We start from the raw sequence: 12,694 nt of genomic DNA, 5'->3' as shown, positions 1-12,694 counted from the left end.
AACGCTACGTGATGGATCTGTTTCGCAGTGCACCGATTGCCCAGCCACTGGCCGCCCGTTTGCGGGCGACCAATCTGGACGAGTACGTCGGTCAGGAACACGTGCTCGCTCGCGGCAAGCCTTTGCGCGAGGCGCTGGAGCAGGGCGCCCTGCATTCGATGATCTTCTGGGGCCCGCCGGGCGTGGGCAAGACCACCCTGGCGCGGCTGCTCGCGGAAGTCTCGGATGCGCACTTCGAAACGGTTTCGGCAGTGCTCGCCGGGGTCAAAGAGATCCGTCAGGCGGTGGAAATCGCCAAGCAGCAGGCCGGTCAGTACGGCAGGCGCACGATTCTGTTTGTCGATGAAGTGCACCGCTTCAACAAGTCCCAGCAGGATGCGTTTCTGCCGTACGTGGAGGATGGCACGCTGATTTTCATCGGCGCCACCACCGAAAACCCTTCCTTCGAACTGAACAACGCATTGCTGTCGCGGGCGCGGGTCTATGTACTCAAAAGCCTCGACGAAACCGCGTTGCGCAAACTGGTGCACCGCGCACTCACCGAAGACCGTGGCCTGGGCAAGCGTCATCTGACCCTCAGCGACGAAGGCTTTCAGATGCTGTTGTCCGCCGCCGATGGCGATGGCCGGCGTCTGCTCAATCTGCTGGAAAACGCCTCGGACCTGGCCGAAGACAACAGCGAGATGGGCACCGAGCTGCTGCAAAGCCTGCTCGGCGATACCCGCCGCCGTTTCGACAAGGGTGGCGAAGCGTTCTACGACCAGATTTCCGCGCTGCACAAGTCGGTGCGCGGTTCCAATCCGGACGGCGCGCTGTACTGGTTTGCGCGGATGATCGATGGCGGCTGCGATCCGCTGTATCTCGCCCGGCGTGTAGTGCGCATGGCCAGCGAAGACATCGGTAACGCCGACCCTCGCGCCTTGAGTCTGTGTCTGGCCGCATGGGAAGTGCAGGAGCGGCTCGGCAGCCCCGAAGGCGAACTCGCGGTGGCCCAGGCTATCACTTACCTTGCCTGTGCGCCGAAAAGCAATGCGGTGTACATGGGCTTCAAGACTGCGCTGCGCGCCGCCGCCGAACATGGCTCGCTGGAAGTGCCGCTGCATCTGCGCAATGCGCCGACCAAACTGATGAAGCAGTTGGGTTATGGCGACGAATACCGCTATGCCCATGACGAGCCGGACGCCTACGCCGCCGGCGAAGATTATTTCCCGGAAGAACTCGATCCGATTCCGTTCTATCAGCCGGTGCCCCGTGGCCTGGAGTTGAAGATCGGCGAGAAGCTCAACCACCTTGCCCAACTCGATCGATTAAGCCCCCGGCAGCGGAGAAAATAGTGGTTCCACTGATCGTTGCAGTCTCCGTCGGCGGGATTGCCGGCACCTTGTTGCGCTTCGCCACCGGCAATTGGGTCAACGCCAATTGGCCGCGGCACTTCTATACCGCGACGCTGGCCGTTAATATCGTGGGCTGCCTGTTGATCGGCATGCTGTACGGCCTGTTTTTGATACGCCCGGAAGTCCCCGTCGAGGTGCGCGCCGGGTTGATGGTCGGCTTCCTCGGGGGGCTGACGACTTTTTCATCCTTTTCACTGGATACGGTGCGCCTGCTGGAAAGCGGGCAGGTTCCGCTGGCCCTGGGCTATGCGGCCATCAGCGTATTCGGCGGGCTGCTCGCGACGTGGGCCGGCCTGTCCCTGACCAAACTTTGATAACGAGAAACCGATATGCTCGATTCCAAACTGTTACGTAGCAACCTTCAGGACGTAGCGGACCGCCTGGCTTCCCGTGGCTTTGCCCTGGATGTCGCGCGCATCGAAGCGCTGGAAGAAAAGCGCAAGACCGTCCAGACCCGCACCGAAACACTGCAGGCCGAGCGTAACGCGCGTTCCAAGTCCATCGGTCAGGCCAAGCAGCGCGGCGAAGACATCGCACCGTTGATGGCCGATGTCGAGCGCATGGGCAACGAGCTGACTTCCGGCAAAGCCGAGCTGGAAGGCATCCAGGCCGAGCTGGACACCATCCTGCTGAACATTCCGAACCTGCCGCACGAATCGGTGCCGGTTGGCGAAGACGAAGACGGCAACGTCGAAGTCCGCCGTTGGGGCACCCCGACTGCCTTCGATTTCCCTGTTCAGGACCACGTGGCCCTGGGCGAGAAGTTCGGCTGGCTCGACTTCGAAACCGCCGCCAAACTGTCCGGCGCACGTTTTGCCCTGTTGCGCGGCCCGATTGCCCGTCTGCACCGCGCACTGGCGCAGTTCATGATCAACCTGCACGTCACCGAGCATGGCTACGAAGAGGCTTACACGCCTTATCTGGTTCAGGCCCCGGCGCTGCAAGGCACCGGTCAACTGCCGAAGTTCGAAGAAGACCTGTTCAAGATCGGTCGCGAAGGCGAAGCCGATCTGTACCTGATCCCGACCGCCGAAGTGTCGCTGACCAACATCGTGGCCGGTGAAATCGTCGACGCGAAACAACTGCCGATCAAGTTCGTCGCCCACACCCCGTGCTTCCGCAGCGAAGCCGGTGCGTCGGGTCGTGACACGCGCGGCATGATCCGCCAGCACCAGTTCGACAAGGTCGAGATGGTCCAGATCGTCGAGCCGTCCAAATCCATGGAAGCGCTGGAAGGCCTGACCGCCAACGCCGAGAAGGTTCTGCAGCTGTTGGGCCTGCCTTACCGTACCCTGGCGCTGTGCACCGGCGACATGGGCTTCAGCGCGGTCAAGACCTACGACCTGGAGGTGTGGATCCCGAGCCAGGACAAATACCGTGAAATCTCGTCGTGCTCCAACTGCGGCGACTTCCAGGCCCGCCGCATGCAGGCGCGTTTCCGCAACCCGGAAACCGGCAAGCCCGAGCTGGTACACACCCTGAACGGTTCCGGTCTGGCAGTCGGTCGTACCCTGGTGGCGGTGCTGGAAAACTACCAGCAGGCCGACGGTTCGATCCGTGTACCGGACGTGCTGAAACCTTACATGGGTGGCCTCGAGGTCATCGGCTAAATGAAATATCTGCCGCTGTTTCACAATCTGCGCGGCAGTCGTGTGTTGGTTGTCGGCGGGGGAGAGATTGCCTTGCGCAAATCCCGCCTGCTGGCCGATGCCGGTGCGCTGCTGCGGGTCGTCGCACCTGAAATCGAAGCGCAACTGCGTGAACTGGTTGCCGCCGGCGGCGGTGAATGCCAGTTGCGTGGTTACGCCGAAACGGATCTGGACGGTTGCGGGCTGATCATTGCCGCCACCGACGATGAAGCGTTGAATGCGCAAGTCTCCGCCGATGCCCATCGGCGCTGTGTACCGGTCAACGTGGTGGATGCGCCAGCGCTGTGCAGCGTGATTTTTCCGGCGATCGTCGATCGTTCGCCGCTGATCGTTGCGGTCTCCAGCGGCGGCGATGCGCCGGTGCTGGCCCGGCTGATCCGCGCCAGGATCGAAACCTGGATTCCGTCGACCTTCGGTCATCTGGCCGGTCTGGCCGCGCGCTTTCGCGATCAGGTCAAAGGCCTGTTTCCCGATGTGCAACAGCGTCGTGCGTTTTGGGAAGACGTGTTCCAGGGCCCGATTGCCGATCGACAACTGGCCGGGCAGGGCGCTGAAGCCGAACGTCTGTTGCAGGCGAAGATCGACGGTGAAGCGCCTGTGGCAACGGGTGAGGTGTATCTGGTGGGCGCCGGGCCGGGCGATCCGGATCTGCTGACCTTCCGTGCCTTGCGTCTGATGCAGCAAGCCGATGTCGTGCTGTATGACCGCCTGGTGGCGCCAGCGATTCTTGAGCTGTGCCGTCGTGATGCCGAGCGGGTTTACGTCGGCAAGCGCCGCGCTGATCACGCCGTGCCGCAGGATCAGATCAACCAGCAACTGGTGGATCTGGCCAGGGCCGGCAAGCGCGTGGTGCGGTTGAAGGGCGGGGATCCGTTCATCTTCGGCCGTGGCGGGGAGGAGATCGAGGAACTGGCAGCCCATGGCATCCCGTTCCAGGTGGTGCCGGGCATTACCGCCGCCAGCGGTTGTGCGGCGTATGCCGGGATTCCGCTGACCCATCGCGATTACGCGCAATCAGTGCGCTTCGTGACAGGGCACCTGAAGGACGGATCCACCGATCTGCCGTGGGCCGACCTCGTCGCGCCGGCGCAGACGCTGGTGTTCTACATGGGGCTTGTGGGGCTGCCGGTCATCTGCGAGCAGTTGATCAAGCATGGCCGCTGCGCCGATACCCCGGCAGCGCTGATCCAGCAGGGCACCACGGTCAATCAGCGAGTCTTTACCGGCACGCTGGCTGATCTGCCGCGTCTGGTGGCGGAGCATGAAGTGCATGCGCCGACACTGGTCATCGTCGGCGAAGTGGTGCAACTGCGCGAGAAACTGGCGTGGTTCGAGGGCGCTCAGGGGCAGGTCTGAAAACCGAGTAACCCCATTCGCGAGCAGACTCGCTCCCACAGGGGATTTGTGCACGGCACAGATCCAACGTGGGAGCGAGCCTGTTCGCGAAGAGGCCTGCAAAAACGCTGAACAACTCAGCTCTGACGCCAAACCCCTTTCCCGCCCAACCGGTTCCGGTCATGGGCGACCGTAAAATCCTGCTCCGGTCCCTTCGGCACAATCCCGGTCGGGTTGATGGTCTTGTGGCTGCCGTAGTAGTGATGCTTGATGTGCTGGAAATCAACGGTCTCGGCAATGCCAGGCCACTGGTACATCTCACGCAGCCAGTTCGACAGGTTCGGATAGTCGCTGATCCGCCGCAGATTGCATTTGAAATGCCCGTGGTACACCGCGTCGAAACGAATCAGCGTAGTGAACAAGCGTACGTCCGCCTCGGTCAGGTATTCGCCCGTCAGATAACGGTTGGCGCCCAGCACCTGCTCCAGATGATCGAGTTCGGCGAACACATCGTCGAAGGCTTCTTCGTAGGCGTTCTGCGAGGTGGCAAACCCGGCGCGGTACACGCCGTTGTTCACGGCAGGGTAGATCCGCTCGTTCAGCGCGTCGATCTCGCCACGTAATGGCGCCGGATAGAAGTCCAGATCGTTGCCGGTCAAGTCATCGAAGGCGCTGTTGAACATGCGGATGATCTCCGCCGATTCGTTGCTGACGATGCGCTTGAGCTTCTTGTCCCACAGCACCGGTACGGTGACGCGGCCGGTGTAGTCGGCAGTATCGGCGGTGTAGCGCTGGTGCATGAAGTCGAAGTGATCGAGTCTGTCGCCGGTCGACCCGAGGTTCCGGTCGAAGGTCCAGCCGTTTTCCAGCATCAGCCAGCTGACCACCGAAACGTCGATCAGGCTTTCCAGGCCCTTGAGTTTGCGCAGGATCAGTGTGCGGTGGGCCCATGGACAGGCGAGAGAGACGTAAAGGTGATAACGCCCGGCTTCGGCGGCAAAGCCTCCTTCACCGCTCGGGCCGGGCTCGCCGTTGCGAGTGACCCAGTTGCGGCGCTGCGCCTGCTCGCGCTGAAACGCGCCGTCCTTGCTGCTTTCGTACCACTTGTCCTGCCAGTGGCCGTCGACGAGTAAACCCATGATCAAGACTCCAGAAACCAATAATCGTTGGAGCCCAGTCTATTCCGATGAGTTCGAACAAAAAGCGCAAAGATCGGGCGTTAATGATCGGTTAAATCGATTTGTTCCGTGCAGCCCAGTATTGCTCGGCGCTTTCAAAGGCCTGTTCACGGCTCTGGCCGAGGCCGCGTAGCGCCAACGCCATGGTTGAAATCAGCGCCATTTGCGGGTAGCTGTCGACCACATCGCCGCGCCAGACGGCCTTCAGATGCTCGATATCCAGCGATGCCGGTTTGACGTGACGCTGCGCCGACAGCTGCGGCCATTCCTCGTCCCAGCTCTCGCCACCGGTGGTGCCGTACAAGTGGCTGTCGGCATCCGGGTTGATCTCGATTTCGCCGCCGTCCCCCTTTATCACGACTGCCGTGTCGCCGAGCAGGCCGCTGGCATCGCGGTGCACCGCTTGATAACCGGGGTGGAAAATACTCTGCAAGCCGCAACGCGCACCCAGCGGATTGAGGATCCGCGCCAGCGAGTGAATCGGCGAGCGCAGGCCGAGGGTGTTACGCAGGTCGATCATCCGTTGCAGCTGCGGCGCCCAGTCCACCAGCGGCATGAACGCCAGCCCGCCGTTGTCCAGAGCGGCACCGACCTGTTGCCAGTTGCGGCACAGCGGAATGTTCAGCTCGCCGAGCAACTGTTCGGAGTACAAACGCCCGGCAGTGTGCGCGCCGCCGCCGTGCATGAAGATACGTACACCGTTTTGCGCCAGGCACTTGGCCGCCAGCAGATACCACGGCAGATGACGTTTCTTGCCGGCGTAGGTCGGCCAGTCCAGATCGACCTTCAATGCCGGCGCCTTCAAACGCTCACGCAAAGCCTCGGTGAAACCGGCCATCTCTTCGGCACTCTCTTCCTTGTGTCGCAGCAACATCAGGAACGCGCCGAGCTGGGTTTCTTCGACCGCTTCGTCGAGGATCATGCCCATGGCTTCCCGGGCTTCCTCGCGGGTCAGGTCGCGGGCGCCGCGCTTGCCCTTGCCGAGGATGCGCACGAACTGGGCGAACGGATGTTCGGCGGGCGTTTCGAGAGTCAACGCTGGATAGTCGGTCATAGGCAGTTCGTCGGTTTGGGCAGGCCCGCCAGTTTCGCGGCGAGTTTGGCAGGGGTGCCTTTGAACAGTCGGTTCAGGTGCAGGCTGTTGCCTTTCTCGGCGCCGAGTTTGAGCGCGGTGTACTTGATCAGTGGACGGGTGGCTGGCGACAGCTGGAATTCGGCATAGAAGCTGCGCAGCAGTTCGAGGACTTCCCAGTGTTCGGTGCTCAGTTCGATGTCTTCGGCAGCAGCGAGGGCGCTGGCGACTTCGGGCGTCCAGTCGTTGAGGTCGACCAGGAAGCCATCTTTGTCCAGTTCGATGGTGCGGGTGCCTACAGCCAATGCATTCATAGCCAGGTGTTGACCTTGTCGTGATGGATCGACAGCTCGACGAAGGCCGCATAATCGATGGCTTCGGCCCAGTCCGGAACCTGCAAGGCGCGGGCCTGCGCGTCTTCGGCCAGGACGAAGAGCTTCACTCGTCGCGTTTCCAGTGCAATGAATGGCGCGGTGCCGGGTTGCAACGCATAAGCGGCGTCGCCACACAGCAGCAGCGCGTCGGCAGTGCCGAGCAGACGCAGGCAACTGGTCAGGCGTTCGTCGCCGAATGGGGAATGGGACAACACATGCAAGGTCGACATCAGAGGGTGATCACCTGGTCGTAACGGTCAATAAGGGCGGTGATTTGTGCAGCAGCCAAGGGCTGCGCCTCGTCCAGCGAGCGATCACCGAGGCCGCGGGCACTGGCGCTGTCGACGCAGTAGAACAGCTCTTCGACGCCGAACATCGGCAACGCCTGCAGGTTGGCGCTCAAGTCTTTCTGTTGCAGCGCCCTGGCGTTCTGTCCGGCGGCCAGTTGCAACACGCCGTCGTCGAGAAACAGCAGGCCGATCGGCAGATCGAAGGCGCCGCCGGCCAGCACGATGTCCAGTGCTTCGCGGGCGCCGGGGCCGGACCACGGTGATTGACGGCTGATAATCAGAAGGGACTTGGCCATGTCACGCGCCTCCGAAGCAGATCAGACGATCGGCATCCTGCACCGCGTCATGCAATTGACCGAGACCGGACAACTCCCACGGCGCGCTGACGGCTACGGCATCACGCTGATAGCGCCCGGCTTCCTCGGTGTTCAATACGCCGCGACGCAGGGCGGCGGCGATGCACACCACACCATCCAGGTTCTGTTCGGTGATAAAGGTTCGCCACTGTTTGGGCAGGTCCGTTTCGTCCTGCGGGGTGACCACGGCGTCGGACGCGTTGTAGACCCCGTCCTGATAGAAAAACAGCCGGACAATTTCATGTCCGCCGGCCAACGCTGCCTGCGCGAACAGCAAGGCGCGGCGCGAGGAGGGCGCATGGGCGGCGGAAAACACTGCAATGGCGAACTTCATGGCGGACTCGATCAGCAAAACTGCGGCCATGATAAAGCTTTCTCGGCGGGGCGGCGAAGTCGATGTTGCTGCAGACGTCAGCGCGGCATGTAACCCAACTGCCAGCGCCGGGGGATTTTCAGCGAAACCACGCCGATCAACCCCGCCAGCAAACCACTGGCATACAACGCTTTGAGCCCCAGGTGATGTTCCAGCACAGCACCGAGGATGGCGCCGATGAACATGCCGCTCCACGGCACCAGTTGCACGCGCCAGCCGTTGCGCCGCTCACCCATTATCCAGCGCCCCAGGCCGCGACCGAACCGCGAGAGTGCACCGGTGACATAAGTCAGCCCCACCGCCAGACCGTTCACTTCCTCCACTGCAGCGTTGAGCATGCCCATGGCGATGATCGCCGCCAGCAGCGCTGGCAGTTGCACGTCGGATGGCCACGCGGCAGCCCCGCAGAGCAGTGTCGCGATGCACAGCAGCAACGGCAGTGCGCGACGCCCGCCGAGGCGACCGATCACCACGCCCAGGGCATTGCCGAAAACAAATGTGGCGACCAGGATCACCAGCCGCAGCGTCAGACTCACATCGCCATCACTGATCGCCACCGCCAGCCGGGTGGTGTTCCCGCTCATGAATGAAACGAAGTCGCCACTGGCCATGAAGCCGATGGCGTCGGTCATCCCCGCCAGCACCGAAAGCGCGGCCACCATGGCCAGCCCCACGCGACCACGCCATTTCTGCGTGCGCAGGTGACCGGGGCTGGCGCGGTGAGTCGAGGCGGTCGGCAACATTGACGAGGATGTCCTTGATTGGAGGTCAGGGTTCTATGCCATAAAGGTCGCAATATTCCAACCAGTCCATCCCGGCCATCTCGGCTACTTCACGGTGTACTTCCAGACGCTGCGCCTGATATTCCTCGGGGGTGGCTGAAGTCAGCTGCAAGGTCAGTTCCCAGGCAAACAGTCCCTGGCTTTCGGCCTCGGCTTCGAAGGCTTCGTGCAGGCGTTCCTCGCGATACTGCGTCGGGGTTTCGCCCTTGGCCTGGGCCAGTAACGGATTGAGATGATCGAGGGTGTCGCGCAACTCGGGGCGCGCATCCAGAAACAGTTTCAGGGCATGTTCATGTCGCTGGTCGTTAGGCGCCATGGGGGTTCCTTGTGGGGGCGAATGACCCTAATGTGCCGCAGCTGTCGGCGTGTGTCGCGCTTTAAATGCAGTAAAGCAGAGCGGTTTTGCGCGTTGCGGTGATACAGTCCGTTTTTTTCCGAATGAGCAAATGCAATGCGAATGCTGATGATGGCACTGGCGGCAACTCTGCTGGCCGGCTGCGCGGGTTCGGTGATGGAAAACGCCCGCACTCAAACCCCCTACAAAATCCTGAATTCGGACAAGCCCGAGAAAGTCGTGGCCGAGTGCGTGCAGTTCGCCTGGCAGGACGAAGCGGTGTTCGGCGTCGATGCGGCGGCGTATCTGCAACCGGGCAAGAAGGGTGGTTCGACGGTCTACACCCGTTCGGCAGAATCGTTTGTCGACTTGACCACTACTGCGTCCGGCACGGTGCTGAATTACTACGCGCAGAAGGACGACTTCGTCGCCAAACGCCGGTTGGCGGCGTTGGCGACCTGTCTGTAATACCTCGCCAAGCTCGGGGGCTCAGACGTCCAGACGCTTCTGGAAAAACAGGCGTTTGTGCCCCGGCGGATAATCCGTCAACTCGCCAAACTGGCTATACCCCAGCTTCCTGTAGAACGCCGGCGCCTGAAAATCGAAGGTGTCGAGCCAGGCCCCGATGCAACCTTTCTCCCGCGCCAGGTCTTCGGCCATACGCATCAATTTCGTACCGATCCCCTGATGGCGACCCTGCTCCGGCACCGAAAGCAAATCGACGAACAACCACTGGCAGACCAACCGTCCGTAGAGCCCTCCAAGGATGTTGCCTTGCTCATCGCGAACCAGCAGTGTGAGCGGTTCCGACACTTTTATCCCGGCCTGAGCGACGTTGTAGGCATGCAGGGGCGCCAGAATGGCCAGGCGTTCTTCTTCCGTGGAGTCTTGCGACAGCTCGATCCGTAAACTCATGTGCAACATCCTTATGGCCGTGAACCGGCAGCCTATCGCGACGCGGCCGATTGAGCCATACCGGCATTGGGCCGCTGGAACCGTCGCTTGCGCTTGATGGTCTAGCCCTTGAAAGCGTTCATTCCGAATGCTTCTGTCGAGGAGAGTCCATGAACATTTTCGAAGCCCTTCGCGAAAGCCATGACCGCCAGCGCAGCTATGCCAGGGCGTTGATCGAAACCAGCGGCGATACCCCGGAGCGCGTCGAAGCCTACAAGCAACTGAAGGCCGAGCTGCAGGCGCACGAGACAGCCGAAGAGCGTCACTTCTATATCCCGTTGATGGCGTTTGACAACGGCGTCGATCTCAGTCGCCACGCCATCGCCGAACACCATGAAATGGACGAGATGATGGAGGAACTCGACGAGACCGAAATGTCCAGTCCGGCCTGGCTGGCCATGGCGAAAAAACTCTCGGACAAGGTCCATCACCATTTGAAGGAAGAGGAGCAGAAGTTCTTCCAGATGGCCGGCAAGCTGCTCGACGACAGGCAGAAAGAACAGCTTGCCGGGCAGTATGAAAAAGAGTTCAAGGCGCAGCTCGTCTGAGTCGGTAAATGCAGGCCTTTGTAATAACGCCGTGTAATCTTTTTGCCCTGCGTCGGGTGAGAGTCGTCGCAATGTACTGTATTTATATCCAGTATTTTCAGTGATTTTCTGGTCTTGCATCGGCGGACTGCGACAAAACCGCCGATGGACAAAAAATCCCCCTCCGTTAGCTTGAAGGCCTCTCCCCGGAAAGGAGAGTTCTTAAATCAATGGAGTGAAAATCATGAATCAACCACAAGCTCAAACCCAACTGCGACACGGTCGCGTCATTTCCCCTGCAAGCCGTGGTGCGGTGGCCATCGAACAAGGACTGCTCGGTGGCTGGCAGGTCAACGAGATGGAAGGCGGCAAGAACTTCCCGGCGCTGGTGGCCGGTCCGTTCCCGGCACCGTTCGAATCCGATAACCCGAGCGTCGTACCGCCGGCCGATGGACACATTCTCAGTGGCGGCAAGGATGACGCCCGTGACTGTGTGAACTTCACCGACGAGGAAATGAGCAAGAAACTCGGTCGCCCGTTCACCTGGCCGCTGCTCAACGTCACCCCGGGCCAGACCCTTGAAGTGAAATGGGAATACACCGCGCCCCACACCACCCGGGGTTATCGCTGGCTGATCACCAAGGATGGCTGGGACCCGAAACAGCGCATCACCCGTGCACAACTGGAAACAAAACCGTTCGCCGAGGACTTCTATCCGCAAGTGCCGTACTACAGTCATTCAGCGGAGCTGAAGGCCAAGGTCAATCACGCGGTCAAACTTCCGGCCAACAAGCACGGGCGACACGTCATTGTCCTGATGTGGATCGTCGCCAACACCGGTAACGCCTTCTATCAGGCCTTTGATGTGGACTTCAAATAAGTCCGCACCACCCACTTACACGTTCTGAAGGATTAGAACATGTCAAACATCGACTTCACGCTAATGCAAAACCAGGCGAGCGACGCTGCCTCGCTGATGCCGAGCATCGTCGGCAAGAAGATCCTCATGGGCTTCTGGCATAACTGGCCGGCCGGTCCGAGCGACGGCTATCAACGTGGTCAATTCGCCAACATTGCGCTGGCGGACGTACCCAAGGACTACAACGTGGTTGCAGTCGCATTCATGAAGGGAAGCGGAATTCCCACCTTCAAGCCCTATAACGTCTCGGATGCCGAGTTCCGCCGTCAGGTTGGCGTACTCAACAGTCAGGGGCGGGCGGTATTGATTTCCCTTGGCGGCGCCGATGCGCACATCGAGTTGCGTGCCGGTCAGGAGCAACCGCTGGCCAACGAAATCATCCGTCTGGTGGAAACCTATGGTTTCGACGGCCTGGACATCGATCTTGAACAGAGCGCGATTGATTTCGCCGCCAACAAGACCGTCCTGCCAGCCGCCCTGAAACTGGTCAAGGATCACTACGCAGGCCAGGGTAAACATTTCATCATCAGCATGGCCCCGGAGTTTCCATACCTGACCACCTCCGGCAAATACGTCGGTTACCTGCAGGCACTGGAAGGCTACTACGATTTCATCGCACCGCAGTTCTACAACCAGGGTGGTGATGGTGTCTGGGTGCCGGAAGCCAACAACGGCAACGGTGCGTGGATCGCACAGAACAATGATGCGATGAAAGAGGACTTCCTCTATTACCTGACCGAAAGCCTGGTAACCGGCACTCGCGGTTTCACGAAGATCCCCGCGGACAAGTTCGTCATTGGCTTGCCTGCCAACAACGATGCTGCGGCCACCGGTTACGTGATCGACAAAAATGCAGTCGGCAACGCGATGAAACGCCTGGCGGTCAAAGGTCATCCGATCAAGGGTTTGATGACCTGGTCGGTGAACTGGGACAACGGCACCAGCAAGGACCGTGTGCCTTACAACTGGGAGTTCAGTCGGCGTTATGGGCCGTTGATCAACGGCGTGGCGGCTGTCACGCAGGTGCCAGATGTCGCAATGGCCGATATGGCCCGTCAGCGGTAATCAAATGAAAAAGCCCGGTAGCGCTGCCGGGCTTTTTTCGAGTTGAAGCCTGAACCCTTTTTTGTGGTGGCACCTAATCGGCCTAGCCGTAC

At 60.8% G+C, this 12,694-nt stretch carries 16 protein-coding genes and 1 pseudogene; 8 read left to right on the top strand and 9 right to left on the bottom strand.

The window, feature by feature from the left end; translation table 11 throughout:
• The first annotated feature begins 11 nt into the window (after nucleotides 1-11).
• Genes NWV16_RS17395 through cysG form a run of 4 tightly spaced genes read left to right on the top strand, consistent with a single transcriptional unit; the run spans nucleotide 12 to nucleotide 4,399 of the window.
• Nucleotides 12-1,334 carry a replication-associated recombination protein A gene (locus tag NWV16_RS17395; RefSeq protein ID WP_260520061.1) on the top strand — a complete coding sequence of 441 codons (1,323 nt, stop codon included), beginning with the start codon at nucleotides 12-14 and terminating at the stop codon, nucleotides 1,332-1,334.
• Nucleotides 1,334-1,708: a fluoride efflux transporter CrcB gene (gene crcB, locus NWV16_RS17390; RefSeq protein ID WP_260520060.1), complete on the top strand. Its 375-nt coding sequence runs from the start codon at nucleotides 1,334-1,336 to the stop codon at nucleotides 1,706-1,708. Before NWV16_RS17395 ends, crcB begins: the two co-directional genes overlap by 1 nt.
• 15 nt (nucleotides 1,709-1,723) lie before the next feature.
• Nucleotides 1,724-3,004: a serine--tRNA ligase gene (gene serS, locus NWV16_RS17385; RefSeq protein ID WP_260520059.1), complete on the top strand. Its 1,281-nt coding sequence runs from the start codon at nucleotides 1,724-1,726 to the stop codon at nucleotides 3,002-3,004.
• Nucleotides 3,005-4,399, top strand: a complete 1,395-nt coding sequence (cysG, locus tag NWV16_RS17380) for a siroheme synthase CysG (RefSeq protein WP_260520058.1) — start codon at nucleotides 3,005-3,007, stop codon at nucleotides 4,397-4,399.
• Nucleotides 4,400-4,515: 116 nt separating this feature from the next.
• Here the strand turns inward: cysG and NWV16_RS17375 are convergent, their stop codons facing one another.
• The 8 genes from NWV16_RS17375 to NWV16_RS17340 form a co-directional block, all read right to left on the bottom strand.
• On the bottom strand, nucleotides 4,516-5,517 hold the full coding sequence (locus tag NWV16_RS17375) for a glutathione S-transferase family protein (protein ID WP_260520057.1): 1,002 nt from the start codon (nucleotides 5,515-5,517) through the stop codon (nucleotides 4,516-4,518).
• A gap of 91 nt (nucleotides 5,518-5,608) precedes the next feature.
• Complete coding sequence (locus NWV16_RS17370; RefSeq protein WP_260520056.1) at nucleotides 5,609-6,610, bottom strand: glycosyl transferase family protein; 1,002 nt, start codon at nucleotides 6,608-6,610, stop codon at nucleotides 5,609-5,611.
• Nucleotides 6,607-6,942 (bottom strand): TusE/DsrC/DsvC family sulfur relay protein, encoded by a 336-nt coding sequence (locus NWV16_RS17365; protein WP_260520055.1) that lies wholly within the window; start codon nucleotides 6,940-6,942, stop codon nucleotides 6,607-6,609. Before NWV16_RS17365 ends, NWV16_RS17370 begins: the two co-directional genes overlap by 4 nt.
• Nucleotides 6,939-7,232, bottom strand: coding sequence for a sulfurtransferase complex subunit TusB (gene tusB / locus NWV16_RS17360; RefSeq protein ID WP_260520054.1), 294 nt, complete (start codon nucleotides 7,230-7,232; stop codon nucleotides 6,939-6,941). The genes NWV16_RS17365 and tusB overlap by 4 nt, the downstream gene beginning before the upstream one ends.
• Nucleotides 7,232-7,588, bottom strand: coding sequence for a sulfurtransferase complex subunit TusC (gene tusC, locus NWV16_RS17355; protein WP_065259154.1), 357 nt, complete (start codon nucleotides 7,586-7,588; stop codon nucleotides 7,232-7,234). Before tusC ends, tusB begins: the two co-directional genes overlap by 1 nt.
• Before the next feature lies 1 nt (nucleotide 7,589).
• A complete protein-coding gene (tusD, locus tag NWV16_RS17350) occupies nucleotides 7,590-7,982 on the bottom strand; it encodes a sulfurtransferase complex subunit TusD (protein WP_065259167.1) in 393 nt (130 codons plus the stop codon).
• Between the two features lie 77 nt (nucleotides 7,983-8,059).
• On the bottom strand, nucleotides 8,060-8,764 hold the full coding sequence (locus NWV16_RS17345) for a YoaK family protein (protein WP_260520053.1): 705 nt from the start codon (nucleotides 8,762-8,764) through the stop codon (nucleotides 8,060-8,062).
• A 25-nt stretch (nucleotides 8,765-8,789) separates the two neighbouring features.
• Nucleotides 8,790-9,119, bottom strand: a complete 330-nt coding sequence (locus tag NWV16_RS17340; RefSeq protein ID WP_260520052.1) for a DUF6388 family protein — start codon at nucleotides 9,117-9,119, stop codon at nucleotides 8,790-8,792.
• 135 nt (nucleotides 9,120-9,254) lie between these two features.
• On the opposite strand from NWV16_RS17340, the gene NWV16_RS17335 reads away from it, so the two are divergent.
• Nucleotides 9,255-9,605: a hypothetical protein gene (locus NWV16_RS17335; RefSeq protein WP_260520051.1), complete on the top strand. Its 351-nt coding sequence runs from the start codon at nucleotides 9,255-9,257 to the stop codon at nucleotides 9,603-9,605.
• A 21-nt stretch (nucleotides 9,606-9,626) separates the two neighbouring features.
• Here NWV16_RS17335 and NWV16_RS17330 read toward each other — a convergent pair whose 3' ends face one another.
• Nucleotides 9,627-10,052 (bottom strand): N-acetyltransferase, encoded by a 426-nt coding sequence (locus NWV16_RS17330; RefSeq protein ID WP_260520050.1) that lies wholly within the window; start codon nucleotides 10,050-10,052, stop codon nucleotides 9,627-9,629.
• A gap of 149 nt (nucleotides 10,053-10,201) precedes the next feature.
• Between NWV16_RS17330 and NWV16_RS17325 the strand changes: the two genes are divergently transcribed.
• From NWV16_RS17325 to NWV16_RS17315, 3 genes and pseudogenes are all read left to right on the top strand, one after another.
• A complete protein-coding gene (locus tag NWV16_RS17325) occupies nucleotides 10,202-10,639 on the top strand; it encodes a hemerythrin domain-containing protein (RefSeq protein WP_260520049.1) in 438 nt (145 codons plus the stop codon).
• Between the two features lie 223 nt (nucleotides 10,640-10,862).
• A complete protein-coding gene (locus tag NWV16_RS17320) occupies nucleotides 10,863-11,498 on the top strand; it encodes a lytic polysaccharide monooxygenase auxiliary activity family 9 protein (protein WP_065259148.1) in 636 nt (211 codons plus the stop codon).
• Nucleotides 11,499-11,537: 39 nt separating this feature from the next.
• Nucleotides 11,538-12,539: pseudogene (locus NWV16_RS17315) on the top strand (chitinase); the annotation flags it as partial.
• Nucleotides 12,540-12,694: the final 155 nt, after the last annotated feature.

This window comes from Pseudomonas sp. BW7P1 (assembly GCF_024981055.1).
Classification (GTDB): domain Bacteria; phylum Pseudomonadota; class Gammaproteobacteria; order Pseudomonadales; family Pseudomonadaceae; genus Aquipseudomonas; species Aquipseudomonas bananamidigenes.
Note: the sequence above shows the minus strand (reverse complement) of the source record. Positions and strands in the feature narration are given on the sequence as shown.

Excerpts from the sequence above, each read along its gene's own strand:
- NWV16_RS17330 (WP_260520050.1), bottom strand. The coding sequence starts at position 10,052 with ATGAGTTTACGGATCGAGCTGTCGCAAGACTCCACGGAAGAAGAACGC.
- NWV16_RS17325 (WP_260520049.1), top strand. The coding sequence starts at position 10,202 with ATGAACATTTTCGAAGCCCTTCGCGAAAGCCATGACCGCCAGCGCAGC.
- NWV16_RS17370 (WP_260520056.1), bottom strand. The coding sequence starts at position 6,610 with ATGACCGACTATCCAGCGTTGACTCTCGAAACGCCCGCCGAACATCCG.
- NWV16_RS17340 (WP_260520052.1), bottom strand. The coding sequence starts at position 9,119 with ATGGCGCCTAACGACCAGCGACATGAACATGCCCTGAAACTGTTTCTG.
- serS (WP_260520059.1), top strand. The coding sequence starts at position 1,724 with ATGCTCGATTCCAAACTGTTACGTAGCAACCTTCAGGACGTAGCGGAC.
- NWV16_RS17320 (WP_065259148.1), top strand. The coding sequence starts at position 10,863 with ATGAATCAACCACAAGCTCAAACCCAACTGCGACACGGTCGCGTCATT.
- tusC (WP_065259154.1), bottom strand. The coding sequence starts at position 7,588 with ATGGCCAAGTCCCTTCTGATTATCAGCCGTCAATCACCGTGGTCCGGC.
- NWV16_RS17335 (WP_260520051.1), top strand. The coding sequence starts at position 9,255 with ATGCGAATGCTGATGATGGCACTGGCGGCAACTCTGCTGGCCGGCTGC.
- tusD (WP_065259167.1), bottom strand. The coding sequence starts at position 7,982 with ATGAAGTTCGCCATTGCAGTGTTTTCCGCCGCCCATGCGCCCTCCTCG.
- NWV16_RS17345 (WP_260520053.1), bottom strand. The coding sequence starts at position 8,764 with ATGTTGCCGACCGCCTCGACTCACCGCGCCAGCCCCGGTCACCTGCGC.
- NWV16_RS17375 (WP_260520057.1), bottom strand. The coding sequence starts at position 5,517 with ATGGGTTTACTCGTCGACGGCCACTGGCAGGACAAGTGGTACGAAAGC.
- cysG (WP_260520058.1), top strand. The coding sequence starts at position 3,005 with ATGAAATATCTGCCGCTGTTTCACAATCTGCGCGGCAGTCGTGTGTTG.
- NWV16_RS17365 (WP_260520055.1), bottom strand. The coding sequence starts at position 6,942 with ATGAATGCATTGGCTGTAGGCACCCGCACCATCGAACTGGACAAAGAT.
- NWV16_RS17395 (WP_260520061.1), top strand. The coding sequence starts at position 12 with ATGGATCTGTTTCGCAGTGCACCGATTGCCCAGCCACTGGCCGCCCGT.
- tusB (WP_260520054.1), bottom strand. The coding sequence starts at position 7,232 with ATGTCGACCTTGCATGTGTTGTCCCATTCCCCATTCGGCGACGAACGC.